Origin of the sequence: Flaviramulus aquimarinus (genome assembly GCF_039543205.1) — a bacterium.
GTDB lineage: Bacteria > Bacteroidota > Bacteroidia > Flavobacteriales > Flavobacteriaceae > Flaviramulus_B > Flaviramulus_B aquimarinus.
The window spans coordinates 1,336,490-1,352,801 of the sequence record NZ_BAABJH010000001.1 but is presented as its reverse complement, the minus strand read 5'-3'; the positions used below and the strand labels follow the sequence as shown (position 1 = coordinate 1,352,801).

Genomic DNA, 16,312 nt, shown 5'->3' with positions numbered 1-16,312 from the left:
TAATTACCTTTACAGTAATGGATACCCCTGATTTAGAGATACAATTAAAAACTTTGCCAAACCAACCTGGAGTTTATCAATATTTTGATAAAGAGGGTACAATTATTTATGTTGGGAAAGCAAAAAATTTAAAAAAAAGAGTCAGTTCCTATTTTACCAAAACCCATGAAAATGGTAAGACCAGAGTGCTTGTAAAAAAGATTGTCAATATAAAGCATATTGTGGTTGAAACGGAAACCGATGCACTTTTACTAGAAAACAACCTAATAAAAAAACATAAACCCCGTTACAATGTCCTGCTGAAAGATGACAAATCATATCCGTGGATTTGTATTAAAAAAGAGCGTTTTCCTAGAGTATTTTCAACACGACGTGTTTTTAAAGATGGTGGCGAATATTTTGGGCCTTATACCAGTGGAAAAACGGTTCATACCTTATTAGACTTAATAAAAGGATTATATAGCTTAAGAAATTGTAATTTTCATTTATCCGAAGCTAAAATTGAGGCTAAAAAATATAAAGTTTGTTTAGAATACCATTTAGGAAATTGTAAAGGTGCCTGTGAAGGTTTGGAAACTGAAGTCGAATACAACAAAAACATCAAGGCCATAAAAGAAATTTTAAAAGGAAATTTTAAAGATTCGTTATTACAGTTTAAACTACAAATGCGCAATTATGCTGAAAACATGCAGTTTGAAGAGGCCCAGAAAATAAAAGAAAAAGTTGAGGTTTTAGAGAATTACCAATCAAAATCTACTATTGTAAATCCTAAAATTAGTAATGTCGATGTGTTTTCCATTATGAGTGACGAAAGTTATGGTTATGTTAACTTTTTACAGTTATCATACGGTTCTATCATTCGATCCCATACCTTAGAGATTAAAAAGAAATTGGACGAAACGGATTTACAATTATTAGAACTTGCCATTACAGAAATAAGGCAACGTTTTAATTCTAATTCCAAAGAAATATACGTGCCTTTTAAAGTAGATTTAGGAGAAGATGTAAAAGTAACGATTCCAAAGTTAGGCGATAAAAAACACATTTTAGATTTATCACTTAGGAACGCCAAGTATTTTAGAATGGAACGTTTCAAACAGATGAAAATTGTAGATCCAGACCGGCACGCCAACCGGATTATGGCACAAATGAAAGTGGATTTAAGACTTTCTGAAGAACCACGACATATTGAATGTTTTGATAATTCAAATATTCAGGGTACACATCCCGTGGCAGCCTGCGTAGTGTTTAAAAACGGGAAGCCTAGTAAGAAGGATTATCGGCACTTTAATATAAAAACGGTTGAAGGTCCAGATGATTTTGCATCGATGGAAGAAGTCGTATATCGCAGGTACAAACGTTTGGTTGAAGAAGACAAACCCTTACCAGAACTTATTATTATTGATGGCGGAAAAGGACAGCTATCATCAGCATTAAAAAGTTTAGATGCTTTAAATTTAAGAGGAAAAATAGCCATCATTGGTATTGCAAAACGTTTAGAAGAATTATTTTATCCAAACGACCCAATTCCGTTATATTTAGATAAAAAAAGCGAAACGCTAAAAATCATACAGCAATTGCGTAATGAAGCCCATCGTTTTGGAATAGAACACCACAGAAATAAACGAAGTAAAACAGCGTTAAACACAGAACTGGAAACCATATCAGGAATTGGAGAAAAAACAGTTGTTCAATTGCTAAAGCATTTTAAATCGGCTAAACGTGTAGCCAATGCCAAGTTGGACGAATTGGAAGCTGTAGTTGGAGTTTCAAGGGCAGAGAAAGTTTATAATTATTATCATAAGAAGTAACTGATTTGTAAATTATTAAATAAAGTTAAAGATTGAATTTTAAAACCATAATATTATCCTTATTCTTACTCATTTCATTTTCTGCGAAAGCGCAAAACGAAAAACAAGAAGACACCCCGAAAGTTGGTTTGGTATTAAGTGGTGGTGGCGCTAAAGGTTTGGCGCATATTGGAGTTTTAAAAGTCATAGACAGTTTAGGTGTAAAAGTAGATTACATAGGAGGAACCAGTATGGGCGCTATAATAGGAGCTATTTATGCTTCTGGGTATTCAGGGAAGCAATTGGATTCTATATTCCAGGTGGTGGATTTTGATAATATTATTAAAGACGATTTGCCAAGATCATCTACCGCTTTTCATGAGCGGAATAATATGGAAAAGTATGCTGTTAAATTGCCATTTAATGATTTTAAAATAAAATTGCCATCTGCATTGTCCAGAGGACAAAACACCTACAGTTTACTGCTAAAACTATTATTGCACGTTAATGAAGTAGATGATTTTACTAAGTTGCCTATTCCATTCTTTTGCATTGCAACAAATATTGAAAATGGACAACAGGTTATGTTAGATAAAGGTAATTTAACACAGTCTATTATGGCCAGTGGAGCGTTGCCATCCTTGTTCCAACCTGTACGTATCAATGACGAGATTTTAATTGATGGCGGTGTAGTAAATAATTATCCAATAGACGAACTTCGAGCAAAAGGTATGGATATTATTATAGGGGTTGATGTTCAAGATGAATTGGCTAATCGTGATGAGTTAACCTCAGCACCAGAAGTTTTATTACAAATAAATAATTTCAGAACCATTAACGATATGAAGTTAAAGGTTAAAAAAACAGATGTTTATATAAAGCCAAATATTAAAGGTTTTAATGTGGTTTCATTTGGAGAAGGATCTGATATCATAGAGGTTGGTAAGTACGCTGCATTATCTAAGCTAAATATTCTTAGACAATTGACATTCGAAAAACCTGAAAAGAAAGAAAAATTAAAACCTCAAGTCATAGATAGTATAAAAATCAACAGTGTTTTTGTAGAAGGGAATAAAAACTATACCAGGTCTTACATTATAGGAAAGCTTAAATTGAAAAACGATGAAAAAATAAGTTATAAAGCTTTTAATAAGGGCATAAATAATTTATTAGCCACAAATAACTTTGATTCTTTTGAATACCAATTGAAAAACACAAAAGGCAAGGAAGGCTATGACCTTATAGCAAGTGTAAATGAAACTCAGGTAAACACATTTTTAAAATTAGGGGTTCATTATGATGATTTATATAAAAGTGCCGCACTTATAAATCTAACAAAAAAGCGATTACTTTTTAATAATGATATGGCTTCATTAGATATTATTTTGGGGGATAATGTAAGATATAATTTTGAGTATTTAATTGATAAAGGGTTTTATTGGAGTATAGGGTTGAGGTCTAGATACAATCAATTTAGCAAGAATATAAATGCGCAATTACTACTAGATGATACTCAAATAACAACAACCGGTTTGAACAAAATTGATGTAGAACTTGAAGATCAAACCAATCAATTTTATTTACAAACCTTATTTAGAAAAGATTTTGCCCTAAGCCTTGGCTTGGAACATAAGCGTTTGGAAATACATTCTGAAACAATTTCTGGTAATAATCCAAATGATGATTTTTTATTCGAAAAAACTGATTATTTAAGTTTATTTGGAAACCTAAAACTCGACACTTATGATAATAAATATTTTCCAAAAAGAGGTGTGTATTTTAATGGAGATTTACACATCTATTTATACGCATCAGGTTTTGTTGAGGATTTTAAAGATTTTTCAATTGCAAAAGCAGATCTAGGTTACGCCTTTAGTGTGTCAGATAGATTAGCATTTAATTTGCAAACACATGGCGGGTTTAAGCTAGGAGATAAATCTAATAGAACCCTAGATTTTGCATTGGGAGGTTATGGCAACAATTTGATTAATAACTTCATTCCATTTCTGGGGTATGATTTTATTTCACTCACAGGAAATAGTTATGTAAAAGCATCTATAACGGCAGATTACGAGGTTTTTAAAAAGCACCATATAACATTAGAAGGTAATTGGGCTAATATTGATAATAATATTTTTGATTCAGGCGAGTGGTTTTCGCTTCCAGATTACAGAGGCTATGCTTTAGGCTATGCAATTGATACCTTTTTAGGGCCAATACAGGCAAAATATAGTTATTCGCCTGAGCAAAAAGAAAGCACTTGGTTTTTTAATATTGGGTTTTGGTTTTAAGAATTTATTTCTAAGCCTAAGAAGATGGAAACCTCTCAAAAATGTCATATAGCACATTTTTATCAATATTTTTTACGATATTTGTGTCAGTATGAAACCTTTTTGGAAAGACTTATTATCACATCTTCACTATCTCATCAAGAGAAATCCTGAATGAGCATACTTTTTGTATCTTTATAAATAAGAGTTATTTAGCATCTTAAGTTAAGTTTAAGACTTCTTTTTTTATTTAATTTTAAAATTTTAAAGTATGCCTTTTTATCATAAATTAGGAAATATCCCGCATAAACGCCATATCCAATTTAGAAAACCTGATGGTAGTTTATATTATGAACAACTATTTGGAACAATTGGTTTTGATGGGATGTCTACAAACAGCTATCACGAACAACGCCCTACGCAAGTAAAAGAAATAAAAAAACAATATAGCGTAGCACCAAAAATTGCATTAAAAAACAATATAAAATCATATCGATTAAGAGGGTTTCAGGTAAAACCAGAAAACGACTTTTTAGACAGTCGAAAAACCGTTTTAATAAATACCGATTGTGCTATCATTTTAGCATCACCAAAACAGTCAACACAAGACTATTTTTACAAAAATACTGATGCAGATGAGTTGATTTTCATTCATAAGGGAACAGGTAAATTAAGAACCATGTTAGGAAATCTGGATTTTAAATATGGAGATTATTTGCTAGTACCAAGAGGAATCATTTACAAGATAGATTTTGATACCGAAGACAACAGACTGTTTATTGTAGAATCCCGAAGCCCCATTTATACACCAAAACGTTACCGAAACTGGTTTGGGCAATTATTAGAACATGCCCCGTTTTGTGAACGTGATATCCGAAGGCCACAAGAGTTAGAAACCTATAATGAGTCTGGAGATTTTTTAATAAAAGTCAAAAAACAAGATGATATTATAGAAATGGTTTACGCATCACATCCTTTTGATGTTGTTGGGTATGATGGTTATAACTATCCATATGCGTTTTCAATCCATGATTTTGAGCCAATAACAGGGCGTATTCACCAACCACCACCAGTGCACCAAACTTTTGAGACAAATACCTTTGTGGTGTGTAGTTTTGTACCACGTTTATACGATTACCATCCAGAATCCATTCCAGCACCTTACAATCACAGCAATATAGATAGTGACGAAGTGTTGTATTATGTAGATGGCGACTTTATGAGTAGAAACGATATTGATGCAGGTCATATTTCGCTGCACCCAGCAGGAATACCACATGGTCCACACCCAGGAGCGGTAGAAAGAAGTATAGGCGAGGTTAAAACCGACGAACTGGCTGTTATGGTGGATACCTTTAAACCATTAATGGTTACAGAAGAAGCCATGAAAATAGCCGATGAAGATTATCATAAATCTTGGTTGGAGTAAGCTTTTAATAAGGACCTATGTCCTGCTTGCAATTTATCTTAAGCGAAGTCCAAAGGGTAATATTTTTTGAAGAAAAATCAAAAAAGGAAGCCATTACAATCAGGGCTATGGAACAAAAGTTAATTTTTAAATTCACAAATAAACAATTAAACTCATCAACAGATAAACATTAATAAAATGAGTAAAAAAATAGAATCAGTAAACTACGGTTTAGAAAAAATATTTGAAGGTGCGCAAGATTTCTTGCCCCTTTTAGGAACAGACTATGTAGAATTTTATGTAGGCAATGCAAAACAAGCAGCACACTTTTATAAAACAGCATTTGGATTTCAATCGTATGCCTATAAAGGCTTAGAAACAGGGTCTAAGGATGCCGTAAGTTATGTGTTAAAACAAGATAAAATCCGTTTAGTTTTAACAACACCTTTAACAAGCAAATCTCCCATAAATAATCATATCGTAAAACATGGCGATGGTGTAAAAGTCATAGCACTATGGGTAGAAGATGCAAGAAAAGCATATCAAGAAACTACTAGCAGAGGCGCCAAATCATACAAAGAGCCATTTGTAGAAAAAGACGAATATGGAGAAGTCGTAAAGGCAGGTATTTATACCTATGGAGAAACAGTACATATGTTTGTAGAACGCAAAAACTATACAGGAGCTTTTATGCCAGGATTTGTAGCTTGGAAATCAGATTATAATCCGCCATCAGCAGGACTAAAATATATAGACCATATGGTTGGTAATGTAGGTTGGGGGCAAATGAATACTTGGGTAAAATGGTATGAAGATGTTATGGGGTTTGAAAACTTTTTATCATTTGACGATAAACAAATCCATACAGAATACTCAGCCTTAATGAGTAAAGTCATGAGTAATGGTAACGGACGTATAAAATTCCCAATAAACGAACCGGCAAAAGGGAAAAAACGTTCGCAGATAGAAGAGTATTTAGATTTTTATGAAGGTGCTGGTGTGCAACATATAGCAGTAGCAACAGACGATATCATTAAAACAGTAAGTCAGCTAAAGTCTCAAGGCGTTGAGTTTTTATCAACACCACCAGAGGCATATTATAAAGCAGTACCTGGCAGGTTAGAAGAATATAGTCATGAATTAAGAGAAGACATTGAAACCTTAAAAGGACTGGGGATTATGATTGATGCTGATGAAGAAGGTTACTTATTGCAAATATTCACAAAACCCGTTGAAGATAGGCCAACCCTATTTTTTGAAATTATTCAGCGTATGGGAGCAAGAGGTTTTGGAGCAGGAAATTTTAAAGCACTTTTTGAATCTATAGAACGCGAACAAGCTAATAGAGGAACATTGTAAACTGTAAGTTTTTTAGTATAAATAGACCTGTCAGGTTTTTAAAACCTAGCAGGTCTTTGTTTTTGGGTTAGTAAAGTAATCTGTATTGCTGAGTTATATTTATAAGATTGCAATTCCCCACAGTACCACCACATACAGCTTTGCGCTTTTGCGAGAAAAAAAATATGAGCATCCATTCCCATAAGATGAACACCATAATTATACAAGATAAACAGTCAATTTTAAAAAACTAATAGAACAATAACCAACGAAACAGTGGCTAATACAATAAAATTTTTATTTTTGGAACAGTAATTGTAATTTCCTACTTGAACAATAAAGAATACCATAAGGAAGTTACATTGACAACGGCCCAATAGAAGATGAAAAAAACACTACTTGTAATAACTGCAATAATAGCTATGCAAACAACTTTTGCTCAGCAAGAATCTGCGTTTGAAGATGGCGAATGGTTTAAATTTAAAATGAGTTATAGTAATTGGCTAAAAGCAGGAAATGCTACGCTTAGTGTAAAAGATGCCAAATTAAATGATAAAGCGGTGTACCATGTTGTAGGTAAAGGTTGGACCACAGGCATGATAAAATGGTTTTTCAAGGTAAAGGATAGATATGAAAGTTATTTTGACAAAAAAACCATTCTACCCTATAAGTTTGTGCGAAATATAGATGAAGGTGGACATACCAAAGATTTGGAAATAGATTTTGATCAAATAAATAATAAAGCACAAGTAAACAATAAAAAATATAAAACTAAAAAGGTTGTTGATACCAAACCAAATATTCAAGATATGGTGTCAACATTTTATTATTTACGAAATAATTTAAATACAGATAGTTTAAAAGTTGGTGATGAGGTTATGGTTGATATGTTTTTTGATGAAGAAAATTACGGATTTAAATTACAGTATTTAGGAGAAGAAACTATTGATACGAATTTTGGAAATGTTAAGTCTTTAAAATTTAGACCATATGTAATGGCTGGACGTGTTTTTAAAGAAGAAGAAAGTTTAACGCTTTGGGTGTCAAAAGACAAAAATAAAGTACCTTTGCGTATTAAAGCAGATTTAGCTGTAGGGTCGCTTAGAGCAGACTTAGAAGCTTTTAGAGGTCTAAAACACCCTTTTAGAATCGTTGTCAATAATTAAGAAATTTTGAATTCTAAGATTAGCAATCAACTTAAAGAGAAATACGAAGCCCTAAATCAAGATGTAGAGGTGCATTTAGAAGGCTTGTTGCATAGTAAACCCATTGACTATTGGGATTATATTCAAACCGATGCATTATTAAATCTTCAAGTACAACGTACCGTTTTTCCAGATGAAATGGTGTTCATTATGTATCATCAAATTAATGAACTATTATTCAAAATGATACTTGGTGAAATAGAACAAGTTGCAAAAAATGATACTGTAGACGCTTTGTTTTTTTCGTCGAAATTAATGCGAATTAGCCGTTATTTCGACATGCTTACATCGTCATTTACCATTATGAAGGATGGTATGGATGTAGAACAGTATAATAAATTTAGAACCACATTAACACCAGCTAGCGGTTTTCAAAGTGCACAGTACAGAAAAATTGAATTTGCATCAACAGAACTTATTAACCTCATAGATAAAAGATTTAGAGATACTATTGATAGAAATTCATCTTACGAACATGCCTTTGAGCATTTATATTGGCAAGCTGCTGGCAAAGATTATAAAACTGGTAAAAAGACCTATACATTAACAGCTTTTGAGGCTCGGTATAAAGATGAATTTATTAGATTTACTAAATTTTATCAAAACAACAATTTGTGGACTAAGTTTAAAGGTTTGCCTAAAGACTCGCAAACCAATAAAGAGTTGATAAATGCCATGCGTCATTATGATTATACCGTGAACATAAAATGGGTAATGGCTCATTATAATACGGCTAATCATTATTTAAAGATTAATGGAAAAACAGCAGAAGCAACAGGTGGAAGCGAATGGGTAAAATATATGCATCCAAAATATCAAAAAAGAATATTTTTTCCAGATTTATGGACAGAGAAAGAAATAGAAACGTGGGGAACAGATATTTAATTATAGCATTAATAGCAATCTGCTTGTTTAGCTGTAAAGAAAATGAAAAAACCGCAGTTGAAGAAATAGTTGCAGTAGTCGAAAAACCAGAAGAAATAGTCGAGTTTGGTTTTAATTTAAACAATTATATAGTAAAAAGAGATACCATAAAAAAAGGCGATAGCTTTGGTGAAATTCTAGAACGCAATCATATCGGCTATCCGCAAATTTTTAATATCGCAGAAAAAGCAAAAGACACATTTGATATAAGACGCCTTCAAGTAGGAAAACCGTATACACTTTTATGCTCCAAAGATTCTTTAGAACGCCCAAAATGCTTTATATACCAACCTAGTTTAGAAGAGTATGTTGTTATAAATTTTCAGGATTCCATTCACGCCTATAAAAGTAGAAAGCCAATAAAATATATTGAAAAAACAGCTACAGGAGTTATTACTAACAATATTTCAGAAACTTTAGATGAGCAAGGCTTAAGTCCCCGTTTAGCCTATAAAATGGCTGACGATATTTATGCATGGACGATAGATTTTAGACGCCTTCAAAAAGGAGATCGATTTAAGGTGATTTATACAGATAAGTATATCGATGATACCATTTATACAGGAGTCCATAACATAAAAGCCGCTTATTTTGAACATAATAAAGAGCCCTTTTATGCTTTTGAATTCACTACAGATTCTACAAAAGGAATTATAGATTATTTTAGCGAAGAAGCAAAAAATTTACGACGTGCCTTTTTAAAAGCACCGGTTAAATTTAGTCGCGTATCATCTCGGTATAATTTAAAACGCCGAATAGCCGTCTATGGTTTTAAAGTACGCCCACATAAAGGAACCGACTTTGCTGCGCCCATTGGAACGCCGATTATGGCAACTGCTAATGGTACGGTAACCGAGTCAAGACGAAGAGGAGGAAATGGTAATTATGTAAAAATACGCCATAATGCTACTTATGAAACCCAATACCTTCACATGAAAAAACGAAAGGCTAAAGTTGGACAGTTTGTAAAACAAGGCGATGTTATAGGCTGGGTAGGTATGACAGGAAATACAGGAGGACCACACGTATGCTATCGTTTCTGGAAAAATGGAAAGCAAGTCGATCCATTCAAACAAAAATTACCTGAAGCTAAACCAATTTCAGATTCCTTAAAAATTAAATATTTAGACTTCATTCAACCTATAAAAAAGCAATTAGACAACATCCATTTTTTAGAAGATGTTTTCGAAGAGCAAAACCAACCAGAACAAGTCATAAAACAAAGCGATAACCTCATATCGCTCAACAACTAACCATTAACGATTAATCAAACACGCATGACATTACCAAGTATAAATCCAACAACAACAAGTTCTTGGAAAAAATTACAAGATCATTTTGAAGACATAAAAGGTGTTCATATGAAAGATTTATTTGCTCAAGATCCAAACAGAGCAAATAAACACACTATCAAGTGGGATGATTTTTATGTAGATTATTCAAAAAATAGAATAGATAGTAACACTTTAAAACACTTACTTCAATTAGCAGATGATGTTAATTTAAAAGACGCTATTAAAAGTCAGTTTTCAGGTGAAATTATAAATCAAACCGAAGGAAGAGCAGTTTTACATACCGCATTAAGAGCTCCAAAAGATGCAGATTTTAAAGTAGATGGCGTAAATGTTATGCCAGAAATATATAAAGTCAAACAAAAAATAGAAGAGTTTACTAATGACATTGTAGCTGGAGCTAGAAAAGGATTTACAGGAAAGGCATTTACCGACATCGTAAATATTGGTATCGGAGGTTCGGATCTAGGTCCAGCTATGGTTGTGGATTCGCTTCAGTATTATAAAAACCATTTAACAACGCACTTTGTTAGTAATGTAGATGGCGATCATGTAAACGAAGTCATTAAAAAGTTAGACCCAGAAACAACATTATTTGTAATAGTTTCAAAAACATTTACAACGCAAGAAACACTATCAAACGCTAATACGTTAAAAGCTTGGTTTTTAAAATCGGCTAGTGAAAATGCTATAGCAAAACATTTTGTGGCGGTTTCAACGAATATAAAAAACGTAACAGCTTTCGGTATAGATGAAAATAATGTTTTTCCAATGTGGGATTGGGTAGGCGGTCGCTTTTCATTATGGAGTGCTGTTGGTTTAACCGTTAGTTTAGCCGTTGGATACAACAATTTTGATAGTTTATTAAAAGGCGCTCATAAAATGGATGACCATTTTAAGAACGAAGATTTTTCAAATAATATTCCAGTTGTTTTAGCATTAATTAGTGTTTGGTATAATAACTTTTTTAAAGCAGAAAGCGAAGCCGTTATTCCATATTCTCAATACCTAAATCAGTTTGCAACCTATTTACAACAAGGTATCATGGAAAGCAATGGGAAAAGTATTGATAGAAATGGGAAACCAATTGATTATCAAACGGGAACCATTATTTGGGGTGAGCCAGGAACAAACTCGCAACATGCCTTTTTTCAATTAATACATCAAGGAACAAAATTAATTCCAGCAGATTTTATAGGATTTACAAAATCATTGCACGGTAATCAAGATCATCAAGATAAATTAACATCTAACTTTTTAGCACAAACCGAAGCGCTCTTAAACGGAAAAACCGAAGCCGAAGTTGTTGCAGAAGACACGCCTTCAGATATTGTTCCATTTAAAATATTTAAAGGCAATAAACCTACAAACACCATTTTTATAAATAAATTATCACCAGAAAGTTTAGGAAAGTTAATAGCTATGTACGAACATAAAATATTTGTACAAGGTATTATCTGGAATATTTTCAGTTACGATCAATTTGGAGTGGAGTTAGGGAAACAATTAGCTAGTAAAATTTTACAGGAATTTAACAGTAGCACAATTAATAAGCATGACTCTTCTACAAGTAACTTATTAAATTATTATAAGAATATGTCTTAAAATACACATGATTTTTTTAGTAAAATCATCAAAAAGCCTCAAAATTAACAATTTTGAGGCTTTTTTTGTTCATAACAATTGTTAAATTTATTAACATATGCATAATATAGAATGCGTAATTATATGTATTTTTGCATCGACTAATTCAAATAATTAATTATGAAAAAAACTACGCATTTTTTAATGTTAACCATAGCATTGTTGTTTTCAGCAGTAGTTATGGCACAAAGTACAATCTCAGGTACTATTGTAGAAGCAGGAAGTAATATTCCACTTCCAGGGGCAAATGTAATTGAGAAAGGGACATCTAATGGTGTTACAACAGATTTTGATGGAAACTTCACCATCACAACAAAATCTTCATCTGGAGAGGTTGTCATGTCCTATATTGGGTATAATTCTAAAACTGTTGCTTTTACCGGAGACATGACGCTTGGTAATGTAACACTTGAATCTAGCCAAGTGGGATTAGAAGAAATTCAAATTATAGCTTCTGTAGCAGTTGATAGAAAAACACCTGTTGCCGTATCTACTGTAAAAGCAGCAGATATTGAGTTAAAATTAGGGACACAAGAATTTCCGGAAATTTTAAAATCGACTCCAGGAATCTATGCTACAAAGCAAGGTGGAGGTTACGGAGATGCTCGTGTGAATATTAGAGGGTTTAGCTCTGAAAACGTTGCAGTAATGATTAACGGTATTCCTGTAAATGATATGGAAAACGGTCGTGTTTTCTGGTCTAACTGGGCAGGACTTGGAGATGTAACGAGCCAAATGCAAGTACAAAGAGGTTTAGGAGCTTCAAAAATTGCAGTACCATCAATAGGGGGAACTATTAATGTAATTACTAAAACTACCGATACTGAGGCTGGAGGTAATTTCATCACATCTGTTGCAAATGATGGTTATTTTAAATACGGACTTACATACTCAACAGGTTTAATGGATAACGGTTTTGCAGCAACAGTTTCTGCAGCAAAAACAGAAGGCGATGGTTATGTAGATGGTACCGAGTTTACAGGTTTTAACTATTTTATAAACATTTCAAAAGAAATAAATGATTCACATAAATTATCATTCACAGCTTTTGGAGCCAAGCAACAACATGGCCAAAGACAAAATAGACAGTTAATTGAAACCTTTAGAAAGAGTGATAGAGGCAGAAAATTTAATGCAGATTGGGGATACAAAAACGGACAATTAACGTTTCAAGAAGATAATTTCTACCATAAACCACAAATATCTTTAAACCATTACTGGACTTTAAGTGAAAACACATCAATTAATACATCAGCATATGTGTCGTTCGGTACTGGTGGTGGAGGTGGAACCAGAGGAGATACTAGTAAATTTGTTTTTAATGCAGATGGATCGAGTGACTACAGAACGGGATTATTTGGTCCTTTAAACTTTGATAGAATTTCTGAAGAGAACGAAGCGCTTGGTGCAAATGGTTCAGAAACTATTTTAAGAGCATCTCGTAACGATCACAATTGGTATGGTGTTTTATCGACTTTAAAAACGAATTTAAGCGATGACTTAGTGTTATTAGGAGGCGTTGATTTAAGGTCATATACAGGTATTCACTTCCAAGAAGTAACGGACTTATTAGGAGGACAGTACTTTTTAGATGATAATAATGAAAACAACCCAAATAACCCAGCTAGAGTTGGAGATAAAATAAACTACAACAACGATGGAAAAGTTGGTTGGTTTGGTCTTTTTGGTCAATTAGAATATGATGTAAACGATAATTTTAATACCTATCTTGCTTTAGCAGCTTCTAACACATCATACCGAAGAATTGATTATTTTAATTATTTAGATTCAGATCCTTTACAAGAAACAGATAGATATAACTTTTTTGGCTACAGCGTTAAAGGAGGGGGTAATTATAGAATAGGGATTAACCATAATGTATTTGTTAACTTAGGTTACTTTGAAAGAGCAGCAGATTTTGATGCTGTATTTTTAAATTTTTCGAATGATAACATCAATGCTGATGCCGAAAACGAAAAAATTACAAGTTTTGAATTAGGTTATGGCTTTAGAGGTGAAAAATTTTCTGCTAACCTTAATTTATACAGAACGACTTGGAACGATAGAACAGAAACAGCAACGTTTCAACAGCCTGATGGTACCAGAGCTACAGCAAACATATTAGGTGTTAATGCTATACATCAAGGAGTTGAGCTAGACTTTAGATTTAAGGCTACGGATAAATTAACAATAACAGGTCAAGCATCATTAGGAGATTGGACTTGGGATAATAATGTTGAAAACGTTAGAATTTTTGATGAAGAACAAAATGAGATAGCCGATTCGCCTTTCAACTTACATATAGCAGGATTAAAAGTTGGTGATGCTGCGCAAACAACAGCAGCTTTAGGCTTAAACTATCAGTTATCACAAGACACAAGATTTATAGTAGATTACAACTATTTTGCAGATAACTATGCTGATTTTGATCCGAGCGATAGAGGTGTAACCTCTAGCAATCCAGACCCAGCTGCTGCTGCTGCCGAAATAGCTGCCGAATTAGCTACGGACCCTATACAACCATGGAAAATGCCAGATTTCGGATTATTCGATGTAGCATTAACTCACGGATTTAAATTTGGACCTTTTGATGCGACTTTAACAGGTAGAGTCAATAATGTATTCGATACAGAATATATCTCCGATGCTCAAGATGGATCAGGATCTGCTACAGATACTGCACTTGTATATTTTGGCTTTGGTAGAACCTTTAGTGTTGGTGCAAAACTTAATTTCTAAAAAACTTTGAAAATGAAAAAAATAATTTTTTACTTAACGATTTTAGGGCTAACCTTTACAGGTTGCAACCCTTTAGATGATATCTATAATGATATAGATGCCCAACCAAATCCAGTTGTTGGAGCAGTTGATTATATATTTACTTCTGAAGATTATGCTGAATATGAAACAGAATTAAATGAAGAAGAGTATTTTGAATCTCAAGATCAAGCAGATTTAATAATCCCAGGCTTTTTAGCAGAGAGATATCCAGTTTGGGGAGAAGGTTCTTTAGTTAATGTTGGTTATAACTTATTTGATGAAACGGCGTTAGAAGTTATGTCTACTACCGAAACATTATCAAGTTTAAGTGAAGTTGATAACTATTTAGGTACCGAATATGAAACAGCAGAAAACGGAACGTTTTTAGAGTTAACATATAATGCAGAGATATTATCTTACACCTTATCTGATGACGATTTTGAAACTATCGGAAATGCTTTAAGTTCGTCTTACCCCGATCCTGCCGAAAGTGCTGCAAGGTTTGGAAACTTTGATAGGCGATCAGATAGAGATGGCTATTGGTCTGATAATATGATCCTTGAAGGATTTCAAGTATTATTAGGAGATGAATATAACCTTGGTCAAGTCGTAGCGATTACTTTTGCAATTTTTGATGGAGGGACTAACTTTTCTGAATCATTTACAGTTCAATATAACGGATATGGATTCACAAAATTAGATGTAGAAGCTTCTGGTACAACAGCAACCGAATATACATTAACAGGAACTGATTATGATGATATAGTAGCAGCATTAAGTGCCACATATCCTGATCCTGCTGAAAATTTAGGACGTTTTGGTAGTTTTGATGTAAGATCTACAAGTAGTAATTACTGGAGCGATGAGATGCTTTTAGAAGCATTAAATATTATTTTACCAGTAGCTATGGAAGGCGATGTTTATGCTGTAAGCTATGCTATTTACAATGGTTCTGTTGGAACAGAAACCAAAACCTTGTTGTATTCATCAGGTGCCTATATTCCTAATGCCACCATTGTAGAAGTAACAGCTGTATTAGCTAAGAATAATAGTGATTGGGAATTCCCTTATGTCTTTACAAGAGCGGATTACGATACCTTTGGGTTTAGATTTCCTAACTTTAGTAGCAGCAATGTTTATATTTTAGATATCTTTTTAGAAAATTTATTTCCTTATGCACAGGCAGGCGATGTAGCTATGGTTCAATATGATTTTTTCTCAGGATCAACTAATACAAAATATGGACATAGTATTTTTGATGGTGATAATTGGAATTTAACTCCAGACGTTATAGCAACAGCTTTCCAATATGGATTTGAAGATGGTGCATGGGTGCCAGATAACACCATTAATTACACATTAACAGGTTCAGACATTACATTAATTTCAGAAGCGTTTATAGATATTTATCCTGGCCCTGCAGATAATGTTGGATTCTTTGGAAGTTTTGATAGACGATCAGGAAGTTCTAATTACTGGAATGATGATATGTTATTAGAGGCTTTTAATGTGTTATTAAACACAAGAGATTCTGGTGCTGCCGAAGGGCAGAAATATGCTTTAACTTTTGTAGTCTATACAGGCTCTACCGGTAACGAAAGTAAAAGCGTTATTAAAACTGGAGGAGAATGGGTTTATAATGAATAACCGTTTTTAATAAATAATAAAAAGCCTCTTACAA

At 33.2% G+C, this 16,312-nt stretch carries 10 protein-coding genes; all 10 read left to right on the top strand.

All coding sequences use genetic code 11. The annotated features are described in order from the left end of the window. The first annotated feature begins 17 nt into the window (after positions 1–17). The 10 genes from uvrC to ABD941_RS06275 all read left to right on the top strand — a co-directional run bounded on the left by uvrC (position 18) and on the right by ABD941_RS06275 (position 16,278). Positions 18–1,811 (top strand): excinuclease ABC subunit UvrC, encoded by a 1,794-nt coding sequence (gene uvrC, locus ABD941_RS06320; RefSeq protein WP_345273669.1) that lies wholly within the window; start codon positions 18–20, stop codon positions 1,809–1,811. Between the two features lie 32 nt (positions 1,812–1,843). Then, positions 1,844–4,081 (top strand): patatin-like phospholipase family protein, encoded by a 2,238-nt coding sequence (locus ABD941_RS06315; protein ID WP_345273197.1) that lies wholly within the window; start codon positions 1,844–1,846, stop codon positions 4,079–4,081. A gap of 250 nt (positions 4,082–4,331) precedes the next feature. Then, complete coding sequence (locus ABD941_RS06310; protein WP_345273196.1) at positions 4,332–5,489, top strand: homogentisate 1,2-dioxygenase; 1,158 nt, start codon at positions 4,332–4,334, stop codon at positions 5,487–5,489. Between the two features lie 177 nt (positions 5,490–5,666). After that, positions 5,667–6,827 carry a 4-hydroxyphenylpyruvate dioxygenase gene (hppD, locus tag ABD941_RS06305; protein ID WP_345273195.1) on the top strand — a complete coding sequence of 387 codons (1,161 nt, stop codon included), beginning with the start codon at positions 5,667–5,669 and terminating at the stop codon, positions 6,825–6,827. Positions 6,828–7,189: 362 nt separating this feature from the next. Then, on the top strand, positions 7,190–7,972 hold the full coding sequence (locus ABD941_RS06300) for a DUF3108 domain-containing protein (protein WP_345273193.1): 783 nt from the start codon (positions 7,190–7,192) through the stop codon (positions 7,970–7,972). 6 nt (positions 7,973–7,978) lie between these two features. Further along, on the top strand, positions 7,979–8,896 hold the full coding sequence (locus ABD941_RS06295; RefSeq protein WP_345273192.1) for a tryptophan 2,3-dioxygenase family protein: 918 nt from the start codon (positions 7,979–7,981) through the stop codon (positions 8,894–8,896). Continuing rightward, positions 8,854–10,188: a M23 family metallopeptidase gene (locus tag ABD941_RS06290; protein WP_345273191.1), complete on the top strand. Its 1,335-nt coding sequence runs from the start codon at positions 8,854–8,856 to the stop codon at positions 10,186–10,188. The genes ABD941_RS06295 and ABD941_RS06290 overlap by 43 nt, the downstream gene beginning before the upstream one ends. Before the next feature lie 24 nt (positions 10,189–10,212). After that, complete coding sequence (gene pgi, locus ABD941_RS06285; RefSeq protein WP_345273190.1) at positions 10,213–11,832, top strand: glucose-6-phosphate isomerase; 1,620 nt, start codon at positions 10,213–10,215, stop codon at positions 11,830–11,832. Between the two features lie 159 nt (positions 11,833–11,991). Continuing rightward, the gene (locus ABD941_RS06280) at positions 11,992–14,610 is read left to right on the top strand and encodes a TonB-dependent receptor (protein WP_345273189.1); all 2,619 of its coding nucleotides are present in this window, start codon (positions 11,992–11,994) and stop codon (positions 14,608–14,610) included. A 12-nt stretch (positions 14,611–14,622) separates the two neighbouring features. Further along, on the top strand, positions 14,623–16,278 hold the full coding sequence (locus tag ABD941_RS06275) for a hypothetical protein (protein ID WP_345273188.1): 1,656 nt from the start codon (positions 14,623–14,625) through the stop codon (positions 16,276–16,278). Positions 16,279–16,312: the final 34 nt, after the last annotated feature.

Coding starts and splice junctions, on each gene's coding strand:
- hppD (WP_345273195.1), top strand. CDS start 5,667: ATGAGTAAAAAAATAGAATCAGTAAACTACGGTTTAGAAAAAATATTT.
- ABD941_RS06310 (WP_345273196.1), top strand. CDS start 4,332: ATGCCTTTTTATCATAAATTAGGAAATATCCCGCATAAACGCCATATC.
- ABD941_RS06290 (WP_345273191.1), top strand. CDS start 8,854: ATGGACAGAGAAAGAAATAGAAACGTGGGGAACAGATATTTAATTATA.
- uvrC (WP_345273669.1), top strand. CDS start 18: ATGGATACCCCTGATTTAGAGATACAATTAAAAACTTTGCCAAACCAA.
- ABD941_RS06280 (WP_345273189.1), top strand. CDS start 11,992: ATGAAAAAAACTACGCATTTTTTAATGTTAACCATAGCATTGTTGTTT.
- ABD941_RS06275 (WP_345273188.1), top strand. CDS start 14,623: ATGAAAAAAATAATTTTTTACTTAACGATTTTAGGGCTAACCTTTACA.
- pgi (WP_345273190.1), top strand. CDS start 10,213: ATGACATTACCAAGTATAAATCCAACAACAACAAGTTCTTGGAAAAAA.
- ABD941_RS06300 (WP_345273193.1), top strand. CDS start 7,190: ATGAAAAAAACACTACTTGTAATAACTGCAATAATAGCTATGCAAACA.